This is a genomic window from Rheinheimera sp. 1928-s, assembly GCF_029269265.1.
Classification (GTDB): Bacteria; Pseudomonadota; Gammaproteobacteria; order Enterobacterales; family Alteromonadaceae; genus Pararheinheimera.
Genome location: NZ_JARIXP010000012.1, coordinates 14,357 through 37,955 on the forward strand (window position 1 = coordinate 14,357; position 23,599 = coordinate 37,955).

Here is a 23,599-nt window from a genome sequence, read left to right on the forward strand (position 1 = left end):
GGTCAGATCACATTGTTAACTGTTAACAATGTGATCTGACCCCATTTTCATTTATGGTAAAACCTTACCTCTGGCTGCCACATAAAGTGCATACCAGTGTTCACGGCTTAGCTGAATAGTCAAAGCCTTTTGGCAAGCAGCGATACGAGCTGGTGAGGTGGTGCCTATCACAGGCTGAATGCCTGCCGGGTGTTTTAATAAAAACGCCAGCACTATAGCTTCAGGACTGGTTTGGTACTCTGCGGCCAATTGCGCTACCAGAACGGCAGTGGCCTGCTGAGCTTGAGTTTCAGGGCTACGGCCACCGCTAAACAAACCTTGCGCCAGACTGCCCCAGGCTTGCAGTTGCACTTTGTGCAACTGGCAATATTCCACAGTGCCATAACTAAAATGATGAGCCGCGCCATCCGGCATAGCGGTCAGTACGTTCTGCTCCAGCCAGTTTAAATCCTTCAGGCTCATTTGCAGCTGATTGGCAACCAAAGGCTCAGGCAAGGCTGATTGCAGCAACTGCAGTTGCGGCCAGCCAAAGTTGGATACACCAAAAGCTTTCACTTTGCCTTGTTGTTTCAGCTCTGCAAAAGCTTCAGCCACTTCATCAATCAACATCAGTTGATCCGGTCTGTGCAGCAATAAAATATCTAAGTAGTCGGTTTGCAGTCGTTTCAGTGACTGATGTACAGACTCAACAATGTATTTTTTGCTAAAGTCATAACGCCCTACCGCTGTATCATCAGCAAAACGTATCGCACATTTACTTTGTATGATCAGCTGTTCACGTAACCCGGAATGAGCAGCCAGATAGTCACCAAACACAGCTTCGGCTTTGCCTCTGGTATAAATATCCGCATGATCAAAAAAACGAATATTAGCGTCCAGAGCGGCATCTATAGCGCTAAAAGATAAGTCTCGTTGTTCTTGGCTGGTGGTGGGTTGATCCCAGCTACCACCCAGTCCCATGCAACCATAAACTAAGGCATCGGCTTGGGGGAAATAGTGCTGAATAGGTAACATCAGTGGTCCCTTCTGGATAATGAGCAGCAAGTGTACCTCATCCTGCTGCCTTGCCAATACCCGTCTTGTTTTCTGCTCTAAAATAAACAGCAGCCTTGCCCCTGATGCGTTGAGCACCTAAACTATCGTCCTTTTTCAACTGCTGGGTGTGAAGCTGTGGAGCAAACAACATTGTTTCGTTTAAATAAATTTATTAGTGACACAGGTTTTTGTTCACGCCGGGAAGCCGATAAGCTGATTGAACAGGGCCTGGTGACCGTCAATGGTCAGGTGGGCACGCTAGGCACCAAAGTCCTCGAACATGATCAGGTGCTGGTGCAAGGCAAACCGCTCAAAGCCAAACCTCGGCGGGTTTATCTGGCCTACCATAAAGCTGTTGGTATTACCTGCACCACAGAGCTGGATGTCAAAGGCAACATCATTGACGCCATAGGTTATCCCGAACGTATTTTCCCCATAGGCCGGTTGGATAAAGAATCTGAAGGGTTGATTTTTTTGACCAACGATGGCGATATCGTTAATAAAATTCTGCGCGCCGGCAACGAGCATGAAAAAGAATACGTAGTCACGGTCGATAAACCTGTTACAGAGCAGTTTTTGCGTAAAATGGCCTCTGGCGTGCCTATCCTCGAGACCATTACCTTGCCTTGTCAGGTGAAACAAATTTCCCGCCAAACCTTTAATATTATTCTGACACAGGGTTTAAACCGGCAAATTCGTCGTATGACGGAATTTTTAGGCTTTAATGTCACTAAACTCAAACGTGTCCGTATTATGAATGTACGTTTGGCTGAGCTAAAAGCAGGTCAATACCGTGAACTGACCCAGGCTGAAATGGCAGAACTGGAATCCAAGTTATTAAGCTCAAGCAAAACTGAAGAAGCCTCGCTTTTGGCCACGCCGAAAGCTAATCCAAGCCAAAGACAGAACTAATGAGCAAACAGCTGCGCTGGTTCCTGCTGCTTTGTGGTTATCTGCTGGTGTTGATGCTGGCGGCTTCTGCGGCGCAGCACTGGAATTACCGTCAGCTGACTCTGAAGGCTCAGCACCAAAGTGACAACCTCGCTGCTTTTATTCGTTATGAAATTGGCCGTTATGCCGATTTACCAGAACAAATTGCCAACTCCGGCTTGCTGCAATCTCTGTTGCTAGAGCTTCCTGATAGCAACGATCAACTGAATCAATATTTGTTTCAGTTGCAACGAAGTGCTGATGTGGCTGATTTATATCTGGTTAATCCTTCAGGAATTGTGATTGCGAGTTCGAATGCCCACGGCAGAATTTATTATCTGGGTCGTGATTTCGGCTTCAGACCTTATGTTCAGGATGCCTTGGCAGGCCAGAATGCGCAGTATTATGCACTGGGCCATACCAGTGAACGCCGGGGGTATTACTACAGCGTGCCTGTTCGTATACAGGGGCAGATCCTGGCGGTCATGGTGGCCAAAGTGGATTTGGAACCTATAGAACAACATCAGCAACAAATTGCCGGTTTAGCTGACAGCCACTTTATGGTGACAGGGCAAAGCGATGAGGTGTTTTTGTCCAGCGTGGCAGAATGGCGCTTAACCAGCCTGTCCGGCAAAGCTCTTAGTCCGCCTGAACAACAGCGTTATATTACCCAGGCTATCAAACCTATGGATTATGCCATTCGTTCCGCGATGCTGGCTTCAGGCTATCCTTTGTGGCGTCTGAAAATAGACGGAAAAGCCGCAAGTTTTTTACCCTACCAACGTGCTTTGCCAGAGTTTGGCTGGACCTTAACTGTGCTGGCCTCTCCTGCGTCCCATCGTACTTCGCTCTGGTGGGCATTTTTGCTGGTGACTTTATTCTACAGCTCTGCACTACTGGCATTTTGGGTTCGACGTGAACGGCAAAAACGTCATCTGCAACTAGTGCAACACAATCAACAGCTGGAACAACGCGTGATAGCCCGGACCAAAGATCTGGCTGAAACCAACAGCCAACTGATACGTCAGATCGAACGACGCGAGCAAACTGAAACAGAGCTGGCCCAAACCGAACAACAGCTGGTGCAAACCGCTAAACTTGCCACTATAGGGGCCCTATCAGCTTCTTTAAATCACGAGCTAAATCAGCCGCTGACCGCATTACAAAGTTATGCCCAAACCACAGAAAAGCTGATCGACAAAGGTTATCTGATTGACGCTAAAACGAATATTCAGGCGATGAGGCAGTTGATGCAGCGTTTAAGTGTGATAGTGGCGCAGTTTAAAGATTTCAGCCGCAAAAGCTCCGGCAAAAACCAACTGGTGCAGGTGAACAAACTTATTCTGGACGCCCTTGGTATAGTTAAGCATCAATGCCAGCAACAAGGCGTAAAAATCAGGTTGCAGCTGCCTGATCTGTCCCCCACAGTGTTAGCTGACCCTATTCAGCTTGAGCAAGTGCTGGTGAATATTCTGACCAATGGGGTGCAAGCAATGACGGGAGTGGTCGATGCTACTTTTCATATAGTGGTCAAAACTCAACAGCAGCAGGTCAGTATTCATATCCGTGATCAAGGACCTGGGATCGAGCCTCATCATTTAGAACGCATTTTTGAAGCGTTTTTTACCACAAAACAACGGGATGGATTGGGGCTGGGTTTGTCTATTTCGCAGCGTATAGTGCAATCTTTTGGTGGCCAGCTTGAAGTACGCAACGCCCCTACGGCAGGCGCTGAGTTTATTATTTCGCTTGCTATCGCAAAAACAGGATCTTAAATGGCGACTCTAGAACAACAGCAACCGGCTATTATTTTTATTGATGACGAAGCCGATATTCGCAGTGCAGTCAGTCAGCTGTGTAAACTCGAAGATTTGCCTTGTTTGACCACTGCCAATCCTGCTGAAGTACTAAAACAAATCAGCATGGGTTACAGCGGCATAGTGATCACAGATATGCATATGCCAGCACTGAATGGCCTTGAACTGTTGCAAAAAATTCATGCGATAGATGCCGAAATTCCTGTGGTGATGCTGACAGGTTATGGTGCCGTGTCTTTGGCCGTAAAAGCCATGCAACAAGGCGCATATGATTTTCTGGAAAAACCTTTTGATAACGATCATCTGGTGGAAGTTAGTCGCAGAGCTTTGGAAAAACGTCATTTAGTACTGGAAAACCGTCAGTTAAAAGCAGCAGTCGAACGGGAACAACAACCCGGCTTGCGTATTCTAGGCCAAAGCCCGGCAATGCAGCAGTTACGTCGCACTCTGGATGCGGTGATCCATGCCCCTGCTGATGTACTGATTTATGGTGAAACCGGCACAGGCAAAGAATTGGTGGCGCGCTATTTACATGAGCAAAGTGACAGACGCCAGCATAACTTTGTTGCTATTAACTGCGGCGCTATACCAGAGCAGCTGATTGAAAGTGAGCTCTTTGGTGCTGAAGCCGGCGCTTTTACCGGTGCAGATAAAAAACGTATAGGTAAATTTGAGTTCGCCAATGGCGGTACTTTATTACTGGATGAAATTGAAAGTACGCCCTTATCTTTACAGGTCAAACTGCTGCGGGTGCTGGAAGAGCGTAAAGTAACCCGTTTGGGTTCAAACCAGGCGATAGATTTAGATATTCGGGTGATAGCTGCCAGTAAAATGGATTTAAAACAGCTGGCAAGCACAGGAGAATTTCGCAGTGACTTGTACTACCGCTTAAGCCTGGTTGACTTGCACCTGCCAGCCCTGCGGCAGCGTAAAGATGATGTATTTTTATTGTTTTCACATTTTGCCCGCATCGCCGCGGCTCGTTTTCACAAAGAATATATTCCGCTGAAAAGCACAGAGTTACAGCAATTAGCGCAGCATCAGTGGCCTGGTAACGTGCGTGAGCTGCGCAACATGGCAGAACGTTATGTATTGATGGGTGCTCAGGTCGCTTTTAGCACGCAGCAACATAAAGCTGAAGATGGCATCACAGGCAGTATGAGCCTGCAACAGCGGGTTGAATATTACGAAAAAATGCTGCTGGAAGAGGCCTTAAATCAGCATAAAGGGGCAATAAAAGCTGTGATGGCCGAACTGGATTTACCCCGCAAAACCTTATACGACAAAATGGCGAAATACCAACTGACCCGCCGCGACTTTCTGGATAGACACGAAGACTAAAAAACACTTTGTGTGGATTAAGTGACAACAGCCTTGAAAGCTTATGCGGAAATCCACACACGAGTTCTCATCAATCGAATAACGCCTATTCAAATCATTGATTTTAAAGGATTATATCAAACCAAAAAAGCTGGCTTCCTCTTTGCTATTGACTGTCTGACAGGGAGATTTTCTCCATAACCAGAGAGACAATAACAATGAAAAACAGAGCCATAAAGCTGTTATCCAGCCTTTATATCCAGGTGTTACTCGCCATCAGTATAGGTATCTTTTTAGGTCATTTTTACCCGGAACTTGGCACTGCCATGCAGCCTCTGGGTACAGCTTTTATCAAGCTGATTAAAATGATTATCGCGCCCATTATCTTTTGTACCGTAGTTGTGGGTATAGCAGGTATGGAAGATATGAAAAAAGTAGGCAAAACGGGTGGTTATGCCCTGCTCTATTTTGAAATTGTCACGACCATCGCTTTAGTCATAGGTTTAGTGGTGATTAATGTCGTCAAGCCTGGTGTCGGCATGCACATAGATCCCGCCAGTCTGGATCAACAATCCATCAGCAAATACACTGCGCCGGATCAGATGCAAAGTACCACAGACTTTCTGCTGAATGTGATCCCAAGCAGCGTATTTGATGCCTTTGCCCGTGGCGATATGCTGCAAGTGCTGTTTTTCTCTATCCTGTTTGGTTTTGCTTTGCAGCGTTTGGGTGGCCGACAAAACCTGATTTTTGGTTATGTGGAAAAAAGCTCAGAAGTATTATTTGCCATAGTGCATATGCTGATGAAAGTCGCCCCTATTGGTGCTTTTGGTGCCATGGCCTTTACCATAGGTAAATACGGCATTGCGACTTTATGGTCGTTAGCCGGCTTAATGGCCACCTTTTACATCACCTGCCTGCTGTTTATTTTTGTTGTGTTAGGTGCTATTTGCCGCTACCACGGTTTTTCAATTACCAAATTTATTCGCTATATCAAAGAAGAGTTGCTGATCGTCTTAGGCACATCCTCTTCTGAATCTGTGTTGCCACGTATGATGGCAAAGCTGGAAAAACTAGGTGCGACTAAATCCACAGTAGGTTTAGTGATCCCAACAGGATATTCCTTTAACCTCGATGGCACCGCTATTTATCTGACCATGGCTGCTGTGTTTATTGCACAAGCTACCGACACTCCAATGGATTTAACCCAGCAGCTGACCTTGCTGGCTGTATTACTGGTGACATCCAAAGGTGCAGCTGGAGTCACTGGCAGTGGTTTTATTGTATTAGCCGCTACTTTAGCTTCCGTAGGTTCTGTACCAGTGGCTGGTATCGCCTTAATTTTAGGTATAGACAGATTTATGTCTGAAGCCAGAGCTTTAACGAATTTAATTGGTAACGGTGTCGCCACTCTGGTGGTGTCCAAATGGTGCGGTGAATTGGATATGCAACAACTGGATAAGGAGCTGGCTCAGGGAGCAACTCCTCAACAAACGACTCAGACAGTGACGACAGCTGAGGTGCAACATGGTTAAATCTTCTTTGCCTGCAGCTATCTGTTGCACTCTGGCTTTTGCAACCTCAAACGTCAGCGCTTTTGAATGGGATTGGTACGGTAAACTTGAATTACAGGCGCTGGATGTTGATAAAGGACTCTACCGCTATGCCGACCAAGGTCGGCAGATTGAAGCGCCATTTTCCCGCTTAGGCATGAAGGCTAAACATCAATTGACGGATGGGCTGGCCATTGTAGCTGTGTACGAGTGGCAGGTGAATGGCCTGGATGATGCCAACAGGGATCAGCGCCTGGGTTCACGCAACACTTACATTGGTGTCGCCGGTACCTATGGGGAACTGGTGTTTGGTAAAAACGACACCAAGTTTAAAAAGTCTGAAGGAAAAATCGATTTATTTAACGAAACTCTTGCCGATATGGCGCAAATTACGCCGGGTCAGGACCGCCTGGAAAATTTGGTGAGTTATCAGTCTCCAATCATTGAAGGTTTTAATTTATCAGCAACCTGGCAGACGGGTGCCAGCGACGAAATAGCCGGAGGTTATGATTGGGTGCTGGGTTATGGTGATCCGGCGTTCAAAAAATATCCTGTCTATCTGGCGTATGGCCGCACGGATGAACTGAATAATATCACCGCAGAGCGCTTGTTAGCTCAGATGCCTTTATGGCAGTTGGATGGCGCTGTGCTTGCCGCAGGTTTAATGTATCAGCACAGCGAACATCTGATACGCAACATCGAAGGCGATGCCTGGCTGGCGCAACTGAGTTATCAACGAGCTGATTGGACCTACAAATGGCAGTGGCAGCAAGATGATAGTCAAACCCGACATGCAGAAAAAGCGCGTTTGCATACTATTGGGGTTGATTATCAATGGCGAAAAAATTTGACGGCCTATCTACTTCTGTCCACACTCAATTTTGAAACCGATCATGATCATGCCGCCGCTCTAGGTATGAAGTTTTTCTTCTGATCCCACCGGAGCCTGGCTCCGGTTTCTTTTCATAAGGATTTAATATGTCGCCTTTTTCAAGCCGCTTACTACTACTCTGTGGCCCTTTATTACTCTTGCTGACTATTCTTTTACCTCCTCCCGCAGCACAAATGAGTCAACCCGCCTGGATGGTGACGGGTTTAATGGCTTGGATGGTGCTCTGGTGGATCACCGAAATAGTGCCTATCCCTGTGACATCCTTGTTACCTATGATTTTTATCCCCCTGCTTGGCATAGATAAGCTGGACGCCGCGACCTCTCCTTATGCGCATCCGTTGATTTTTCTGTTTTTGGGCGGTTTTTTTCTGTCCATTGCGATGGAAAAAACGGTATTGCATAAACGTATTGCTTTGAAAGCACTGTCGATGGTGGGATCTTCACCTGGTTTGCAAATTGCGGCTGTGATGGCTGTCACTGCCTTTTTATCGATGTGGATGTCCAATACAGCCACAGCTGTGATGATGCTGCCTATAGGTTTATCTATTATCGCTATGGCAAACGCCTCAACACAGGACCACTTTGGCAAAGCTGTCTTGCTTGGTATCGCCTATAGTGCCAGCATAGGTGGGATTGCCACCTTAATTGGTACCCCGCCGAATGCCTTATTGGCTGCTTATTTATCAAAAAGTTATGGTATTCAAATCAGCTTTGCCGACTGGATGATATTGGGTGTGCCTTTGGCTTTGACTATGTTGGTTGTGTGCTGGGTTTGGCTGACTAAAATCCATTTTCGTATGCCCAAAACTGATCTTGCTCAGAATGACACACCCGCTCAATTAAAAGCCTTAGGTGAGATGTCACGTTCACAAAAATTAGTGTTAATGGTATTCGCGCTGGCCGCATTAAGCTGGATCAGCCAGCAGTGGCTGGTGAAATGGACCGGCTTACCTGTCAGTGACACAGTGATCGCCCTTTGTGCTGCTGCTCTATTATTTGTATTACCAGGGGAAAAAGGCTCTGGCACCGCACTTTTAGAATGGAAAGATAGTCAAAATCTGCCATGGGGCGTGTTATTGCTGTTTGGAGGCGGCCTGAGTATGGCTGACCAAATACAAAAAACCGGTGTGGCTGAACTATTAGCACAACAACTGCAACTATTGGAAGGTGTACCTCCTGTATTGCTGTTGGTTGCAGTGACTAGTCTGATCATCTTTTTGACTGAAGTCACCAGCAATACAGCGACAGCTGCGGCTTTTCTGCCGCTATTAGGCCCTGTCGCTATGTCTATGGAGTTGTCTCCGCTTTATCTGGTGGTGCCAGCTGCACTGGCTGCGAGCTTCGCCTTTATGATGCCAGTCGCCACCCCACCTAATGCCATCGTCTTTGCCTCAGGCAAGCTGCAAATCAAGGATATGGTCAGAGCAGGTTTAGTACTGAATCTGATCGGTATAGTGACTATTAGCTTGTTTAGTCTGTGGTTAGGGCCACAGCTGGTGAGATAGGATTACCTGCAGTCTTTGTGAAGAAGCGGTCTGTGGCCGCTTTTTTAACAATAAATAACACGACCATAGTTTTTCAGAATCTAAAACGCAAAAAAGCAGCCCTAAGGCTGCTTTTTTCAAATTTGGAGCGGGCAACGAGGCTCGAACTCGTGACCTCGACCTTGGCAAGGTCGCGCTCTACCAACTGAGCTATGCCCGCTTAGGCACTTTGCAGATAACAACCTGCTTTGGTATTTGTTGTTCTTTAGACCATCCCAACATCTTATTATTGAGATGGTGCCCGGGGCCGGACTTGAACCGGCACGCCCTTTCGAGCGAGGGATTTTAAATCCCTTGTGTCTACCGATTTCACCACCCGGGCAAACACTTTTCTATTTTGCATTACAGCCAACAGCACTAAACCAAGTACAGCATTTAATGGAGGCGGGTCCCGGAGTCGAACCGAGGTGGACGGATTTGCAATCCGCTGCATGGCCATTCTGCCAACCCGCCATCTGGCGTACGACTTGGAGCGGGCAACGAGGCTCGAACTCGTGACCTCGACCTTGGCAAGGTCGCGCTCTACCAACTGAGCTATGCCCGCTTTTTACTGGCCATTCGCCGTAACACGAGACGCATTCTACTGGTTTATGCTTTTACGTCAACCACAAATTTATGCTTTTAAATTCGTTTGCTCAAAAAGTAGCTTCACTGCTGTTTTTGCAAACTTTTTCCGCTTATTTACTCAGCGCTGGCCAGGATGCTTTCAGATAAACCAACATAGACCAAACCGTTAATAAGGTCGCTATATACAACAGTGCCATACTTAAATCGGTCAGCCAACCCACAGGTTGCCAAATCAAGCCTATCAATGCCAACATTTGAGCAGCTGTTTTGTATTTGCCCACTTCTGATACGGCGACCTGAGCTCGTTGCCCTACGCCTGCCATCCATTCACGCAAGGCAGAAATTAAAATCTCACGGCTAATCATAATAAAAGCCGGAATAGTCACCCACAGCGTTTGCATATCGACGGCTATCAACACCAATGCTGCAGCCACCATTAATTTGTCTGCCACCGGGTCTAAAAAAGCACCAAAAGGTGTCATCAGCTGCATCTTACGCGCCAGATAACCATCTAACATGTCGGTAATAGCCGCAAACCAAAAGGCAAAAGCAGCAAAAAAACGGGCGTGTTCCAATTCAGAGTAAAAGCAGAATAAACAAACCGGGATCAAACACAATCGGAACATAGTCAACAGATTTGGAATATTCCACATAACACTACTTCTCAAAGTCGGCACAAATATTTAGTTATTGTGACATGCCTGGTAAATCTTTTCGGCCTGTTGCCTGGAAATTCCGGGTACTGTCGCGAGTTCGTCCACTGAGGCCTGCATCACGCCATGCAAACCACCGAGGTATTGTAACAAAGCTTGTCGGCGTTTCTCACCTACTCCGTCGATATTTTCTAACGGGCTTTTAATAATGGCTTTACCGCGTTTATTACGATGGCCAGTGATAGCAAAACGGTGCGCTTCGTCACGAATTTGCTGAATTAAATGCAAAGCTGGCGATTCAGCAGCAAGAGAAAAGCCTGCCGGGTTATCCGGCAAAATTAAAGTTTCAAGGCCAGGTTTACGACTGGTACCTTTGGCCACCCCAACCAATAATGGTCTTTTCGCAAAAGGCCAATCACTGAAAAAGTTAATCGCTTGAGTCAACTGCCCTTGACCACCGTCTATTAAAATCAAATCCGGGATACGGCTTTCATCGGTCAGCTTGCCATAGCGCTTATTCAGCGCAAATAACATGGCTGCATAATCATCGCCAGGCGTAATGCCTTCGACATTAAAACGGCGGTATTCGCTTTTATTTGGCCCCTGCCCGTCAAACACCACACAGGACGCTATAGTCGACTGGCCCATGGTGTGGCTGATATCAAAACACTCCATCCGATCGAGACGTTCAAGCTTTAATGTCTGTTTCAGCTCACGGTAACGCACCGCTACCTGCTCTTTGACGGACAACTTAGTGGCAGCAGCCAATTGCGCATTTTTTTGCGCTAAAGCCAGATAACGGGCTTTTTCGCCACGTTTGGCATAAACAAAACTCACTTTACGCTGCGCTAATTCACCGATCGCTTGCGCCAATTGCTCGTCATCTGCCACCTGCTCGCTTAGTACCAGCTCTTTCGGTACCATTTGGCCTCCGGCACCACTTAAATAAAACTGGGCTAAAAAAGACGGTAGAATTTCTTCAGGTTCAGAACCTGCCGGTACTTTAGGGAAAAAGTTCTTACTGCCAAGCACCTTATGATCACGGATAAACAGCACATGAATACAGGCTACCCCATGCGACCACTCCAGTGCTATCACGTCCATTTCTTCGTGATCACCGCTGACGTACTGCTGCTCCTGCACTTTTCGTAAGCTGATGATTTGATCGCGAAACTGAGCCGCTTTTTCAAAAGCCATTTCGCTGCTGGCTTTTTCCATTTGCTGCACCAGTTGTTCAATCAACTGCTGGCTTTTTCCGGATAAAAATAGTGAGGTATTTCTAACTTCAGCGGCGTAATCTTCATCAGAGATTTTGCCAACACAAGGTGCTGAACAGAGTTTTAACTGATACTGCAAACAAGGTCGGGTGCGGGCGCGGTAAAAGCCGTCTTCACACTGTCGGATAGGAAATACTTTTTGCAGCAGCTTTAAACTTTCCCATACAGCACCTGCGCTTGGATAAGGACCAAAATACTGACCTTCCACTTTACGAGGTCCGCGGTGTGAACTGATCCGCGGGTGTTTATGGTTGGTGATTAGAATAAATGGATAAGACTTATCGTCCCGCAGCAAAATATTGTATTTAGGCAGGTACTGCTTAATCAGGTTATTTTCTAAAATCAGCGCTTCGGTTTCACTTTGCGTAACAGTCAGTTCTACGCTGCGAATATGGCTAACTAGAGCGCGGGTTTTACTACCGGAAATATTCTGGCGGAAATAACTGGATAAGCGTTTTTTCAGATCTTTGGCTTTACCGACATAAATGACGGTTTCTTTCTGATCAAGCATACGATACACGCCCGGCATATGGGGCGCTGTTTTCAGGAAGCTCTTGGCGTCAAACATAAGGAAACAGGTTATAACTTCGCAATGTCGATCATGCCATGGCGTAAAGCTAAATGCGTCAATTCAACATCGCCGCTGATATCCAGTTTTTCAAACATGCGATAGCGGTAGGAATTGACCGTTTTTGCGCTGACATTCAACTGCTCCGCTATGTCGTTGACCTTCTGACCACGGGTGATCATCAGCATAATTTGCATTTCGCGGTCAGATAATTCTTCAAAAGGGTTCTGGTTACTGCTGGTCACGCGGCTCATTGCCATCTTTTGCGCGACTTCGCCGGAGATATACCGCTCCCCTGCATGCACTTTACGTATCGCACTGACCATTTCTGAGGGAGCTGCATTTTTGGAGATAAAACCTGAAGCACCGAGTTGCATCACTTTGGTTGGAACCGGCTCCTCACAAGAGACAGATAAGGCCAGAATTTTGATTTCAGGACAATAATGCAAAATACGTTTAGTGGCCGTCATACCACCCATGCCAGGCATATTCATATCCATCAACACCACGTCCGGTGTTTGCGCGCGACAAAATTGGATAGCGGCTTCACCAGAAATAGCTTCGCCTATAACCTTAATGCCACGTTCGTCCATTAGTATACGACTGATACCGGTCCGAACCAGCTCATGATCATCCACTAATAAAACATTAATCAATTTGATCTCTCCGGTGCCAAGGTGAACTACTCCAGTCTAGCTCTATTATGTCCGAGCATAAAGCAGAGACAGGCCAAAGCTCAAGCACTTCATCAGCGAATGCGATAAGTAACACAAATTTATTGGGGATAATACAGAAAAAACTTACAAACCAATAAGATAGGAAAATTGTAGATATAAAAAAACCACCTTGATGGTGGTTTTAATGGCGGAGGGGGAGAGATTCGAACTCTCGGAAGGCTATTAACCTTCGCCGGTTTTCAAGACCGGTGCATTAAACCGCTCTGCCACCCCTCCGCGTTGGACGTCATATTAGGGGTCTCGCCTTTTTTTGTAAAGTGCTTTTCTATCGCTTTTAATCCGTTTGCTCAGCATTTGTGCAAAGTGGTCACTTTTTGCTAATTTTCTCTGCTTTTTTATGCGATTCGGTATGAATTAACTGTATCAGTAAAGATTAAACCGAACAAAACCTGACAGCCCTGCTGCTGTTGATTACAATAGCCAGACAACAGATCAGGACCTTCTCTGTCATGAATAAAAAACGAATTTATGTCGCCTACACAGGCGGAACTATAGGTATGCAGCAATCCAGTAATGGTTTTGTGCCAGTGCCCGGCTTTTTATCCGATACCGTCAAAAGCATGCCAGAGTTTTACCGCTCAGAAATGCCGGAATTTGATATTCACGAATACCATCCGGTGATTGACTCCTCTGATATGACACCAGCGCACTGGCTGGAAATTGCCACTGATATTCAAAGTCATTATGCCGACTACGATGGTTTTGTCGTGTTGCATGGTACTGATACCATGGCCTACACCGCCTCAGCTTTATCTTTTATGCTGGAAGATTTGGCCAAGCCCGTCATTGTTACCGGCTCACAAATTCCATTGGCGCAATTACGCTCTGACGGCCAGGTCAATTTATTAAATGCGCTGTATCTGGCGGCTTATTACCCTATAGCCGAAGTGGCGCTGTTTTTTAACAACAAACTATTTCGAGGCAACAGAGCCACCAAAGCGGATGCAGATGGTTTTGATGCCTTTGCATCTCCGAACTTTTCCCCGCTGATTGAAGCTGGTATTCATATCAATTTAATTTCGGGTCATCTGGCCTCCACCGCGGTAACCAAAGCCTTAAAGATTGCGCAAATTACACCTCAGCCGATCAGCGTCGTGACTTTGTATCCGGGCATCAGTGCGGACGTGATCAGAAATATGGCCGCGGCGCCTATCAAAGCCTTGATCATTAAATCTTATGGTGTGGGCAATGCACCACAACAGCCCGAATTGCTGGAAGCCTTAACAGAAGCCTCCAAGCGCGGCACCATTATTGTCAACTGCACCCAGTGTTTTAAAGGCAAAGTGAATATGGGCGGTTATGCCACTGGCAATGCCCTGCGAGAGTGCGGTGTGATCAGTGGTTACGATATGACTCTGGAAGCAACCTTAACCAAACTGCACTATTTACTCAGCCAGCCTTTAAGCACTGAGCAAGTAAGGCTATTTATGCAACAAAGTTTGCGTGGTGAGTTAACTCTTTAAGCACCCAGTGTTTTACAGAGACAAAAAGCCAGCTTACGCTGGCTTTTCTCATCTAAACACAAGCTATGCGAATACTGCTCGTAAACGCTCAACTAAGCCCTGCTCTTCTGCTTTGACAGCGCCAAAACTTAACCAGCGTTTTAATAACGCATCCACAGTCAGGCTGTTACCTGAATTGTGTTTATCCGACAATAACTGCAATTGCACTTGTGCTTTATCTGCTGCAACACAGTCTTTACCACTGATCAGTTCAATAGCCGTCGTCAGTTGAGCACGAGTCAATTGGGATTCATTGGCTTTGGCAAAATCTTCCCGAAAACGAGCAGGAATAGCTTCTGCTGTCACATCAGTCTGAGCTAAAGCATCAAACAGCTGCTGGTAACTGGCGTTAAAAGCAGATTGCTCCAATGTCTCCAGCTTCTGCTGCACTTCTGCTAACAACTGCTGTTTTTGCTGCGATAAGGCCGATTTAATTGGTAAATCTAAGGCTTTTAATGCGCCTTGAGCTGTATGTAATTCCGCAGCTGTTGTCGCCTCTGCACATTGGGCTGCAACTTCATTGAATTGAGTTTCAGCTTGCTGTTGCTGCTCTGCCCATTGCTGGTCTTGTTGCTGTTTAACCGCAGTTTTATTAGCAAAAATCTGATCGCAAATCAGACGGAATTGTGACCACAGCTGCTGATCCGTTTTGCCGGCAAACCCAATTTGTTTCCAGTCTTGCTGTAATTTTTTAGCCCCTGCAACAGCTTCATCCACAGATAAAGTCAGCAACTGCTGCGCTTTTTCAACCAGTTGTTGTTTGTCAGCCAGGTTTTGTTCATGAAGTGCACGTACGCGCCCCTTCAGAGTATCGACCAGCGTCTTAAACTGAGCTGCCAATTCTTTATAAAGCGCTGATTCTGTTGGGCCACTTTCACGCCAGCTTTTTTGCAATGCCGTCAGTTGGCTGTCAAAGCCTTTATCCAGAGGTTGATCCAACAAGGCGGTTAAATCGGCCAGAATTTGCTGTTTAATCACCGCATTTTGTTTACGTTGCTCATCCTGCGCGGCGAAATAATCGCGGCATGGCGCAAAAGCCTGCTCACAGGCCAGATTAAAGGCCTGATTCAGCTCCTGCTCTACTGCTTCATCAGCTCGTCCCAAAGTCTGCCAGGTAGCACGGGCTAATTTTACCTGCTCTGCGCGCTCTGGCGCTTCAACGTCAGTGGCTTCTGCCAAAGCCTGCATTTGAGCAACCAGCTCTTGTTTACGAGGTGTTGCTATGTAGTTTTGCAGCTCGTTCAGTTGCTGCAGTTGCTGTTCAGCAGCCTGGTAATCTTTCGTCAGCTGTTGCTGCTGAGCTGGTGTTAATTCCGCAAAACTTTGCTGAATTCCTTTAAACAATCCAAACAGAACCTTATAGCGGCCTGCTTCATACAAACGACGGAACTCAGCAAGTTTAGAACGAACAGATTTCAGATTTTTATCTGCCTGACTGGCAAAACCTGTCATCACTGTCTGCCACTGTGCATTGAGTTGCTGTTGTGCTTCCGCCAGGCTGTCAGGCAACATAGCGCCTAAGGTCTTACGACCTTTATTCCATTCCTGCTGCCATTGCTGATATTTAGCTTCGATATGCTGAAATTGAGCCGCATCTGTTGGAATAGTTGCAGCAGACCAGTCAGCCAACAAACGAGTCAGTTTAAACAGTTGTTCAGCCTGAGCCGGTAATTGCTGCAACTGACGCTCAAAAGCCGTAATGGCTTTTTGCAAGTTGGTTTTTACCGCTGCGGCCAAATCACTTTGTGACAGCTGCTGTAACAAGCTTGTTGCTTTTGCTGCTAAGGGATCCGTTTCATCCAAGCGGCCTTCTGACATCAGTTGTGCTAACTCTTGTTGCAAGGCTTGCAGCTCTGTTTCAAGCTGTTGCTGCTGTTGTTTCAAGGCAGCTAGTTTTTGTTGTTGTGCCTGCTGTTGTTGCTGTTCTTTCACCAAAGGTGCCCAGACAGCTTCAGTGAGTAATTTGATCTTATTAAATTTTTGCGTCAGTTCGGCCGCATCATCCAGCAAGGCAAGCTCAGACTGAGCTGAGTCCCATTCCTGTTGATATTGCTGCCATTTTTGCTGCATCTGCGTTAAATCACCGCGCTCACGCACAGCGTTCAATTTTGCCAGCAGCAAGTTGATCACTTTACGCACCTGAACAGGTTTGTCTTTGGCTTGCTGCAGCTGTTGTAATTGCAGTTTTAATTCGCTGGCCAAAGGTTCTGCTAATTGTTTGCTGAGCTTTTCCAGTTGTTTTTGATCGGTGATCAACGCCAGTAACTGATGCTTTTGCTCCAGACTCAACAGGTCTTGCTGCAAGTTAGCTATTACCAGTTCAGTTTTTTTCAGCCGCATAATCAGCGAAAAACGTATATCCGCATCGACTTCTGTCAGAGCTAATTTCTCTAAAATGCTGCTTCTGTGACACTCTTCAATAAACTGACGTTTTAACGGTGCAGAAATGCGATTTTCCAACACCATTTGCACCAACTGACTTTCTGCATATTGTTTTAAGCGTTCAGCATTATCCTGCTTGCTGGCTTGCCACCATAAGGAAAACTCATTGAGTTTTTCCAAAGCTGCACGGCGCACAGCTTCGTGGCCATCATTAAAGGCAAGTTCATGCAGAATTTCTTTGTGCTGGGCATCCACATTTAAGCCAGCAATCGCCTGTTGCCGCACTGCAGCGTCTTTGTGTTGCCATTTTGGCGCGAACCAACGTTTAAAGATCATCATGCGCAAACCTTGCTATCGAAGAGTCCTGAGGGAATTGTTTTTTCATTTCAGCTTTGGATTTAGCCACCATCTGACCGTCTGCCCCTATAGTGTAGGGTTCAGTGGATTTAAGCACATAAGCCTGATAAGCCATCACCAGTTGCTGTGTATGAGCTTTTTGCATATCAGAGAGCACAACACCATCAGCCCAACGGCCTGTGGCTACTGTGTCTAACAAGGATTGATAGGTATCGGGCGACATTGCCAGTACAAGAGCTTTGAAATCCATATTACTTTTTTCGCTTCAGATAAATCAGGCGGGCTCTGCCGTAGATATACCAGAGAAAACCAGCGGCGATCATACCTTGTGACACCATGGCTTCATAACCATCCGGCTCTAAAGCCCAAAAGTACAGAAAACAGAAGCCAGCTAAAAACAGGATCAACGCCAACATAGACTGATTCAGTGCACTTTGGATTTTTTTATCCTGAGCCTCAATGGCTAAATGGTGTTTTCTTTCCGCTGACATACCGCTTAAATCCAGCTGACAATGCTGGCAGGTCTGACTTTTATCCGAAATCTTTTTACCACAACGTGGGCAGGAAATAATTGCCATAGTAAAACCCTCTGAAAGTTATGGCGCACTATAAAGCAAAAGAACAAGTTTGCAAGCCAGCTTAGGCTGACCTGCATCTTCTGTAGATACGGTCCGTTTATCGCAGTTGATCAACGACAGCACGTATTGCCACCAGGCTATCCTGTCCCAGCTTCATTGAACGTACATCAGACCAGCCATAGGCCAGATCCGGTAAATTAGCATTGTCTTTAAATGGCATCTCAAGGGTGTACGACAAGCACTTAAACTGCTCTGCCACCCAGGTGGACGCTATGGTTAAATTCGCCTGACCTGGTGCATCCAATTCATAACCAAATTCAGTCTGAAACTCAGGAGTGACCAACAACAGTGCATTTTTAAAACTGGTTTCTAACTGCTGCATTTTGCCATTGTACGAAGGCACACCTTCAGCGCCTGCAACAAAGTTATACGGCAGGTTTTCATCACCATGTACGTCCAGCAGCATATCCACACCAGTTTCCAGCATCTGCTTGCGCACTAAATAGACTTCCGGGCTTTTTTCCATGCTGGGGCTTTGCCATTCACGGTTTAAGTTCACACCAGCGGCGTTGGTGCGCAAATGACCACGAACGCTGCCATCCGGGTTCATATTAGGCACTATATAAAACACCGCTTTTTCCAGCAAAGTACGGGCAACACCGTCATCTTCATCCAGCAGTTTGTCTAATAAACCTTCGACAAACCATTCAGCCATAGACTCGCCAGGATGCTGACGGGCTGTGATCCAGATTTTTTTCTTACCATCAGCAGGCTCACCCACCACCAGCATACTCATATCACGGCCGTCTAAGGTTTCACCCAGCTCAACAATTTGGGCCATACCAGAGCTTTGAGCCTGATGCAGTAAGTCCATATGACGTTCGTAGCTGTAAGGCGCAAAGTACGCAAAATACACTGATTCAGCTTCAGGATAATGAGTAATCACCAGTTGTTCATTGACCAGTTGAGTTTCCACTCTGAACCAGTTTTCCCGATCGTAAGAGGCCACAGCCTGATAGTCTTTCCAGCCATCCGGATAAGCGGAATCTTTGACATTCACGATGCGAATAGTGTGAGGTTCTGTGCTTTGAGAATGTAAACGGAAATGGAACCATTGGTAGAAATCAGAATTGTGGTCTTTGCGGATCGCCAGCTGAATATCGGCAGGATGTTCGGCTTTGATCACGTCAATATTACCGCTGTCAAAATTACAGGTAATTTTCATAACATATCCACTTGGTTGGGTGACAGATGCTGCATTAACTTGCAGTCTTAACGGACCGGCATCATAGCATTAAATTTCTTTCTGTTCAGCCGAAGCTATAGCTTTGGTCACCTTAAATAATAAAAAAGGCCGCACTGAGGCGGCCTGTTTTCAGATCAATTTCTACTTGTTGACTGGCAAAGTTGGGTATTTAATTCCCGCCATTTCATTCATGACGCGAATAACCTGAGTACTGTAACCAAACTCGTTGTCGTACCACACATACAATACGCAGCGGTCGTCCTGCACTATAGTAGCCTGTGAATCGACCACACCAGCGTAACGTGAACCAACTAAATCGCTGGATACAATTTCGGTCGAACTGGTGAAATCAATCTGATCCTGCAGCTCTGAAAACAGTGCCACTTTTTGCAGATAATTGTTCAGCTCATCGCGGTTTGTTTCTTTGTTCAGGTTTAACGACAAAATTGCCATAGATACGTTAGGTGTAGGTACCCGAATCGCATTTCCTGTCAGCTTGCCTTTTAATTCAGGCAACGCTTTGGCAACAGCGCTGGCAGCACCTGTTGACGTAATGACCATATTTAGCGGTGCAGCACGACCACGACGTTCAGCTTTGTGGTAGTTGTCGATTAAGTTCTGATCGTTGGTGTACGAATGAACAGTTTCAACGTGACCATTTTTAATACCGTATTCGTCGTTTAAGGCTTTTAATACTGGCGTGATGGCATTGGTGGTGCAGCTGGCAGCAGACACAATTCGGTCTTCCGGCTGGATCATGTTGTGATTCACACCATAAACCACATTATGCACCTCACCCTTAGCTGGAGCTGTTAACAATACTTTGGCTGCACCTTTGGATTTAAAGTGAATCGACAATTCTTTATCGTCTTTCCAAATACCGGTGTTATCTACCACCAGTGCATCATGAATACCGTACTGGGTGTAATCCACCAGTTCAGGTGAATCAGCATAAATCACTTTAATAAAGGTGCCATTGGCTTTAATGCCAACGTTTTCTTCGTCCACCGTGATACTGCCATTAAATGGGCCATGGATAGAATCGCGACGTAGCAAACTGGCACGTTTTTCTAAATCACCTTTACGGCCGCCGCGCACCACAATGGCACGTAAGCGTAACTTGCTGCTTGGACCTGAACGCTCCAACATCAGACGGGCTAATAAACGACCGATACGACCAAAACCGTACAATACGACGTCTACCGGCTTAATTTGATCGCCACGGTGTAATATTTCAGACAGCTGACTATCTAAGTACTGCTGCAAAGTCTGACCTTCACCAGCATTTTTATATAAATAGGCAAAAGCCAACTTACCAATATCGACGCGGCCTGGAGCCAGTTCCATTTTGGAAATGGCTTCTAAAAGCGGAAAACTTTCTCTTAAACGCAGCTTCTGATGTTCAAAGCGTTCTACGGTTTTATGCGCCTTGATGATATCAATAGTGGTCGCATTCACTAGCGGACGGCCATAAACCACAACTTCAATGCCTTTATTACGATACAAACGACCTATAATAGGTTGCATGTTCTCAGCGTACTCCTGACGTTCCTGCCAGCTGCGTTGATACTGTTCTTCGTGTGATAGAGTCATGGTTTCGCCTTTTACGTCTTGTAGGTTCAGAGGTGTGCCTGTGGTCATCGCCACATTGAGGCAGGCGCATTGTAATTGAACATGTAATACTACGACAACAATTACAAAAAGATTTTTTCTGAATTCTTCGTTATGCTGAAGGCTTAAAGGACTGATGAGATAGATATGAAATACCTGCTGTTAACATTAAGCGTTGTGATGCTGGGCGCATGCTCAGAGGGCGAACTGACCTTACGTGCTGTCTGCGAAAAGGAACCTGGCTTATGCACGGACTTAAATGACGACTCCCATTGCAATATGCAGCGTCGAGATTTGATTATGCAGCGCTTTGAAGAGAAGCGTCTGCCGTCGGATAAAAACAAATATCAGTTATTGCTCGATTTTGAAAAATACTCAAAATGTATTGAACTTGCCGCTGGTATTGAACACATCAAACTAAAAGAAAAAACCAGTACACGCATGATTGGTTACCTGACAAGCTTGAGAGAAATCAAACGTTTAAGTAACGACACTGTCAGCTCAGACGATCCGCATCTGTTGTATTACCATTGGTCACGTAATAAAAGTGACAGCCATCTGCAACGTTTTTTACAAGCAGAACAAAATAATCAGTTGGAAACCCCTGCGCTGCAAATGGCATTGGTCAGTTACTACAGCAAAAGAGACAGAGAAAAAAGCATTCAGCTGTTACACCACGCTCTATCTCTTTATCCACCAAATCCAAAGGTAGACCCTGAGATTTATGCGTCTTTAACCAGTATGTTTTACAAAAAGAAAGACTACGCCAGCTCTTATCACTGGGCTTTGCTGGCACAACAAAGTGGGGCTTTTAATGTGGAATTGCAGGAACTGAAAATATATCTGGAACAAGCCCAGTTGGACCATGAAAAAATTAAAGAAGCAGCTGACCATACCTTAGCCCAGCTGCAATTAGGAAACTTTACTCCACCGAAATTTTAACGTCCGAATTAAATAACAACGACACTGAATTGACGCAATAACGCTGCCCGGTAGGTGCCGGGCCGTCGTCAAAGACATGGCCTAAATGAGCGTCACAGTGCTGACATAAAATCTCAATCCGATTCATACCATGGGATAGATCCCTTTCGTATTTTACCTGCCCTTCGATGGCTTTACTGAATGAAGGCCAGCCACAACCCGAATCAAATTTATCTGCAGAATCAAACAACGGCTGCTGACAGCAGACGCAGTGGTAGCTGCCTGTGTCTTTGTTATGCAGCAGAGTGCCGCTAAAAGGATACTCAGTACCCTTTTGTCGTGTCACTCTGTACTGCTCGTCAGTTAACTGCTCTCGCCACTCTTGTTCAGTTTTATTCATCTACTACTCCGGTTCAAAGTACAGGTCGCCGTATTTTGGCTGCTATGCCACAGCTTTTACCTAACAGCTGTACTCCTATACGTAAAAAGCTCCTTCCGGAGCTTTTTATTTACTTTATTTTTTGCATCGGCCTGTCGTTATGACTCCAGTCCACATGAAAAGTTTTACCTTTGGCTTTATCTGTGCGCTCAAAAGTATGAGCGCCAAAGTAATCGCGTTGTCCTTGCAACAAATTGGCAGGTAGCACTGCGGTACGGTACGAGTCGTAATAACTAAGCGCAGAACTTAATGCGGAGACAGGAATACCCGTCATAGCCGCTTCAGCCACGGCACGACGCCAGTTCATCTGATTCACCGAAATCTGTTTTGCAAAAAACGGATCCAGCAATAAGTTCTGTAAATCGTCATTACGCTCATAAGCATCGGTAATAGACTGTAAAAATACCGCACGGATAATACAGCCAGCACGCCAGATTTTAGCAATCTCGGCAAAATTCAGTTGCCAGCCATGTTCTGCAGCCGCGGTTTTCATTAAATCAAAACCCTGAGCATAGACACAGATTTTGGCGCAGTAGAGCGCGTCATGCAGCTGTTTAATCATCAACTCAGCGCTTTGGCTGGTGCAATGCTCGCGGACAGGACCTGCCAACAAGGTGGAAGCCAGCACACGCTGATCTTTTAAGGTCGACATGGAACGGGCAAACACAGCTTCAGCTATAGTAGGTGCGGGGCAACCTAACTCCAGACTGCTGACCGCAGTCCAAAGACCTGTGCCCTTCTGGCCGGCTTTATCCAGAATGACGTCCACCAGAGGTAAACCTGTTTCTGAATCTTTGGTCGCCAGCACCTCAGCACTGATTTCCATCAGGTAGCTATTTAAAATGCCCTGATTCCACTCTTTAAACACTTTAGACACTTGTTCTGCACTCATACCCAGTGCATCACGCATCACTTGATAAACTTCACAAATCAGCTGCATATCGGCGTATTCGATGCCGTTGTGCACCATTTTAACGTAATGACCTGAGCCACCCGGGCCAATATAGGTAGCACAAGGCTCACCTTCAGTCACAGGATTACCTGGTTCATGCCGCTCGAGCGGACGGCCTGTTGCAGGGTCTACCTTAGCAGCGATAGCACGCCAGATGGGTTCAATGCGAGTCCAGGCGTATGGGTCACCACTTGGCATCAGGGATGGGCCAAAACGAGCCCCTACTTCACCACCAGAAACAGCTGTACTGAAGAAAATAAATTTCCCTTCGTAGTGTTTTTCACGGCGTACTGTGTCAGTCCACAGGCTATTGCCTGTATCGACGATAATGTCATCTGCCTGAATACCAGCATCAATCAGCTTTAAGCAGACATCATCCACAGGTTTGCCGGCTGGCACAGATAAAATAACTAAGTGAGGAGAAGATAAACGCGACAGAAGTTCTGTATAAGAGCTGCAGCTGATCACCCGGGCCGGTTTGTCGCCCCGTTCGGCGTTGTCCTGCGCTATAACAGCTTCCAGTTTTTTATGGTCTAAATCAAAAGCGGCAACCCGATAACCGTGATCAGCCAGGTTTAAAATGAGGTTCTTCCCCATCACACCTGCGCCGACAAAACCTATATCACATAATACGGATGTCTCAGACATTTGATTTTCCTTTTAAAATCCGGCACTGCAAAAGTGGCCGCGATTATACTGGAAAACTTCAGATAAAGAA

At 46.2% G+C, this 23,599-nt stretch carries 19 protein-coding genes and 5 tRNA genes; 8 read left to right on the plus strand and 16 right to left on the minus strand.

Annotation, left to right across the window (positions count from 1 at the left end; genetic code table 11):
* Positions 1-51 precede the first annotated feature (51 nt).
* On the minus strand, positions 52-1,014 hold the full coding sequence (locus P3C17_RS19695; protein ID WP_300931014.1) for an aldo/keto reductase: 963 nt from the start codon (positions 1,012-1,014) through the stop codon (positions 52-54).
* 156 nt (positions 1,015-1,170) lie between these two features.
* On the opposite strand from P3C17_RS19695, the gene P3C17_RS19700 reads away from it, so the two are divergent.
* The 6 genes from P3C17_RS19700 to P3C17_RS19725 all read left to right on the plus strand — a co-directional run bounded on the left by P3C17_RS19700 (position 1,171) and on the right by P3C17_RS19725 (position 9,052).
* On the plus strand, positions 1,171-1,947 hold the full coding sequence (locus tag P3C17_RS19700; protein WP_300931015.1) for a pseudouridine synthase: 777 nt from the start codon (positions 1,171-1,173) through the stop codon (positions 1,945-1,947).
* Positions 1,947-3,740 (plus strand): ATP-binding protein, encoded by a 1,794-nt coding sequence (locus P3C17_RS19705; protein WP_300931016.1) that lies wholly within the window; start codon positions 1,947-1,949, stop codon positions 3,738-3,740. The genes P3C17_RS19700 and P3C17_RS19705 overlap by 1 nt, the downstream gene beginning before the upstream one ends.
* Positions 3,741-5,123 (plus strand): sigma-54 dependent transcriptional regulator, encoded by a 1,383-nt coding sequence (locus tag P3C17_RS19710; RefSeq protein ID WP_300931017.1) that lies wholly within the window; start codon positions 3,741-3,743, stop codon positions 5,121-5,123.
* 197 nt (positions 5,124-5,320) lie between these two features.
* On the plus strand, positions 5,321-6,637 hold the full coding sequence (locus tag P3C17_RS19715) for a dicarboxylate/amino acid:cation symporter (protein ID WP_300931018.1): 1,317 nt from the start codon (positions 5,321-5,323) through the stop codon (positions 6,635-6,637).
* Entirely contained in the window at positions 6,630-7,589 is a 960-nt protein-coding gene (locus P3C17_RS19720; RefSeq protein ID WP_300931019.1) for a porin, read from the plus strand. Before P3C17_RS19715 ends, P3C17_RS19720 begins: the two co-directional genes overlap by 8 nt.
* A 44-nt stretch (positions 7,590-7,633) precedes the next feature.
* Complete coding sequence (locus P3C17_RS19725) at positions 7,634-9,052, plus strand: DASS family sodium-coupled anion symporter (protein ID WP_300931020.1); 1,419 nt, start codon at positions 7,634-7,636, stop codon at positions 9,050-9,052.
* Positions 9,053-9,175: 123 nt separating this feature from the next.
* On the opposite strand, the gene P3C17_RS19730 is transcribed toward P3C17_RS19725, so the two are convergent.
* From P3C17_RS19730 to P3C17_RS19765, 8 genes are all read right to left on the minus strand, one after another.
* Positions 9,176-9,251, minus strand: a tRNA-Gly gene (locus tag P3C17_RS19730).
* Positions 9,252-9,326: 75 nt separating this feature from the next.
* Positions 9,327-9,413 (minus strand) — tRNA-Leu (locus tag P3C17_RS19735).
* A 57-nt stretch (positions 9,414-9,470) separates the two neighbouring features.
* Positions 9,471-9,544 (minus strand) — tRNA-Cys (locus P3C17_RS19740).
* 15 nt (positions 9,545-9,559) lie between these two features.
* Positions 9,560-9,635 (minus strand) — tRNA-Gly (locus P3C17_RS19745).
* 133 nt (positions 9,636-9,768) lie between these two features.
* Complete coding sequence (gene pgsA / locus P3C17_RS19750; RefSeq protein ID WP_233079427.1) at positions 9,769-10,311, minus strand: CDP-diacylglycerol--glycerol-3-phosphate 3-phosphatidyltransferase; 543 nt, start codon at positions 10,309-10,311, stop codon at positions 9,769-9,771.
* Positions 10,312-10,341: 30 nt separating this feature from the next.
* Complete coding sequence (gene uvrC / locus P3C17_RS19755; RefSeq protein ID WP_300931021.1) at positions 10,342-12,156, minus strand: excinuclease ABC subunit UvrC; 1,815 nt, start codon at positions 12,154-12,156, stop codon at positions 10,342-10,344.
* Between the two features lie 11 nt (positions 12,157-12,167).
* Complete coding sequence (gene uvrY / locus P3C17_RS19760; RefSeq protein WP_300931022.1) at positions 12,168-12,812, minus strand: UvrY/SirA/GacA family response regulator transcription factor; 645 nt, start codon at positions 12,810-12,812, stop codon at positions 12,168-12,170.
* 206 nt (positions 12,813-13,018) lie between these two features.
* Positions 13,019-13,109: transfer RNA gene (locus tag P3C17_RS19765), tRNA-Ser, on the minus strand.
* Positions 13,110-13,342: 233 nt separating this feature from the next.
* Here P3C17_RS19765 and ansA point away from each other — a divergent pair.
* Positions 13,343-14,356 (plus strand): asparaginase, encoded by a 1,014-nt coding sequence (gene ansA, locus P3C17_RS19770; RefSeq protein ID WP_300931023.1) that lies wholly within the window; start codon positions 13,343-13,345, stop codon positions 14,354-14,356.
* 63 nt (positions 14,357-14,419) lie between these two features.
* Here ansA and P3C17_RS19775 read toward each other — a convergent pair whose 3' ends face one another.
* The 5 genes from P3C17_RS19775 to P3C17_RS19795 all read right to left on the minus strand — a co-directional run bounded on the left by P3C17_RS19775 (position 14,420) and on the right by P3C17_RS19795 (position 20,599).
* Positions 14,420-17,116, minus strand: a complete 2,697-nt coding sequence (locus P3C17_RS19775; RefSeq protein ID WP_300931024.1) for a DUF349 domain-containing protein — start codon at positions 17,114-17,116, stop codon at positions 14,420-14,422.
* On the minus strand, positions 17,103-17,384 hold the full coding sequence (locus P3C17_RS19780) for a DUF1315 family protein (RefSeq protein ID WP_300931025.1): 282 nt from the start codon (positions 17,382-17,384) through the stop codon (positions 17,103-17,105). The genes P3C17_RS19775 and P3C17_RS19780 overlap by 14 nt, the downstream gene beginning before the upstream one ends.
* A gap of 1 nt (position 17,385) precedes the next feature.
* Complete coding sequence (locus tag P3C17_RS19785) at positions 17,386-17,712, minus strand: zinc ribbon domain-containing protein (protein WP_300931026.1); 327 nt, start codon at positions 17,710-17,712, stop codon at positions 17,386-17,388.
* 97 nt (positions 17,713-17,809) lie between these two features.
* Positions 17,810-18,937: a M14-type cytosolic carboxypeptidase gene (locus P3C17_RS19790; RefSeq protein ID WP_300931027.1), complete on the minus strand. Its 1,128-nt coding sequence runs from the start codon at positions 18,935-18,937 to the stop codon at positions 17,810-17,812.
* 162 nt (positions 18,938-19,099) lie between these two features.
* Positions 19,100-20,599: a glyceraldehyde-3-phosphate dehydrogenase gene (locus P3C17_RS19795; RefSeq protein ID WP_346015680.1), complete on the minus strand. Its 1,500-nt coding sequence runs from the start codon at positions 20,597-20,599 to the stop codon at positions 19,100-19,102.
* A 117-nt stretch (positions 20,600-20,716) separates the two neighbouring features.
* Here P3C17_RS19795 and P3C17_RS19800 point away from each other — a divergent pair, with 117 nt between their 5' ends.
* Entirely contained in the window at positions 20,717-21,511 is a 795-nt protein-coding gene (locus tag P3C17_RS19800) for a DUF2989 domain-containing protein (protein WP_300931029.1), read from the plus strand.
* Here the strand turns inward: P3C17_RS19800 and msrB are convergent.
* A complete protein-coding gene (gene msrB, locus P3C17_RS19805) occupies positions 21,492-21,890 on the minus strand; it encodes a peptide-methionine (R)-S-oxide reductase MsrB (RefSeq protein ID WP_300931030.1) in 399 nt (132 codons plus the stop codon). The genes P3C17_RS19800 and msrB overlap by 20 nt on opposite strands.
* Before the next feature lie 109 nt (positions 21,891-21,999).
* Complete coding sequence (gndA, locus tag P3C17_RS19810; protein WP_300931031.1) at positions 22,000-23,529, minus strand: NADP-dependent phosphogluconate dehydrogenase; 1,530 nt, start codon at positions 23,527-23,529, stop codon at positions 22,000-22,002.
* Between the last annotated feature and the right edge of the window lie 70 nt (positions 23,530-23,599).

Excerpts from the sequence above, each read along its gene's own strand:
- P3C17_RS19695 (WP_300931014.1), bottom strand. The coding sequence starts at position 1,014 with ATGTTACCTATTCAGCACTATTTCCCCCAAGCCGATGCCTTAGTTTAT.
- P3C17_RS19705 (WP_300931016.1), top strand. The coding sequence starts at position 1,947 with ATGAGCAAACAGCTGCGCTGGTTCCTGCTGCTTTGTGGTTATCTGCTG.
- P3C17_RS19710 (WP_300931017.1), top strand. The coding sequence starts at position 3,741 with ATGGCGACTCTAGAACAACAGCAACCGGCTATTATTTTTATTGATGAC.
- P3C17_RS19715 (WP_300931018.1), top strand. The coding sequence starts at position 5,321 with ATGAAAAACAGAGCCATAAAGCTGTTATCCAGCCTTTATATCCAGGTG.
- P3C17_RS19720 (WP_300931019.1), top strand. The coding sequence starts at position 6,630 with ATGGTTAAATCTTCTTTGCCTGCAGCTATCTGTTGCACTCTGGCTTTT.
- P3C17_RS19725 (WP_300931020.1), top strand. The coding sequence starts at position 7,634 with ATGTCGCCTTTTTCAAGCCGCTTACTACTACTCTGTGGCCCTTTATTA.
- pgsA (WP_233079427.1), bottom strand. The coding sequence starts at position 10,311 with ATGTGGAATATTCCAAATCTGTTGACTATGTTCCGATTGTGTTTGATC.
- uvrC (WP_300931021.1), bottom strand. The coding sequence starts at position 12,156 with ATGTTTGACGCCAAGAGCTTCCTGAAAACAGCGCCCCATATGCCGGGC.
- ansA (WP_300931023.1), top strand. The coding sequence starts at position 13,343 with ATGAATAAAAAACGAATTTATGTCGCCTACACAGGCGGAACTATAGGT.
- P3C17_RS19775 (WP_300931024.1), bottom strand. The coding sequence starts at position 17,116 with ATGATGATCTTTAAACGTTGGTTCGCGCCAAAATGGCAACACAAAGAC.
- P3C17_RS19780 (WP_300931025.1), bottom strand. The coding sequence starts at position 17,384 with ATGGATTTCAAAGCTCTTGTACTGGCAATGTCGCCCGATACCTATCAA.
- P3C17_RS19785 (WP_300931026.1), bottom strand. The coding sequence starts at position 17,712 with ATGGCAATTATTTCCTGCCCACGTTGTGGTAAAAAGATTTCGGATAAA.
- P3C17_RS19790 (WP_300931027.1), bottom strand. The coding sequence starts at position 18,937 with ATGAAAATTACCTGTAATTTTGACAGCGGTAATATTGACGTGATCAAA.
- P3C17_RS19795 (WP_346015680.1), bottom strand. The coding sequence starts at position 20,599 with ATGACCACAGGCACACCTCTGAACCTACAAGACGTAAAAGGCGAAACC.
- P3C17_RS19800 (WP_300931029.1), top strand. The coding sequence starts at position 20,717 with ATGAAATACCTGCTGTTAACATTAAGCGTTGTGATGCTGGGCGCATGC.
- msrB (WP_300931030.1), bottom strand. The coding sequence starts at position 21,890 with ATGAATAAAACTGAACAAGAGTGGCGAGAGCAGTTAACTGACGAGCAG.
- gndA (WP_300931031.1), bottom strand. The coding sequence starts at position 23,529 with ATGTCTGAGACATCCGTATTATGTGATATAGGTTTTGTCGGCGCAGGT.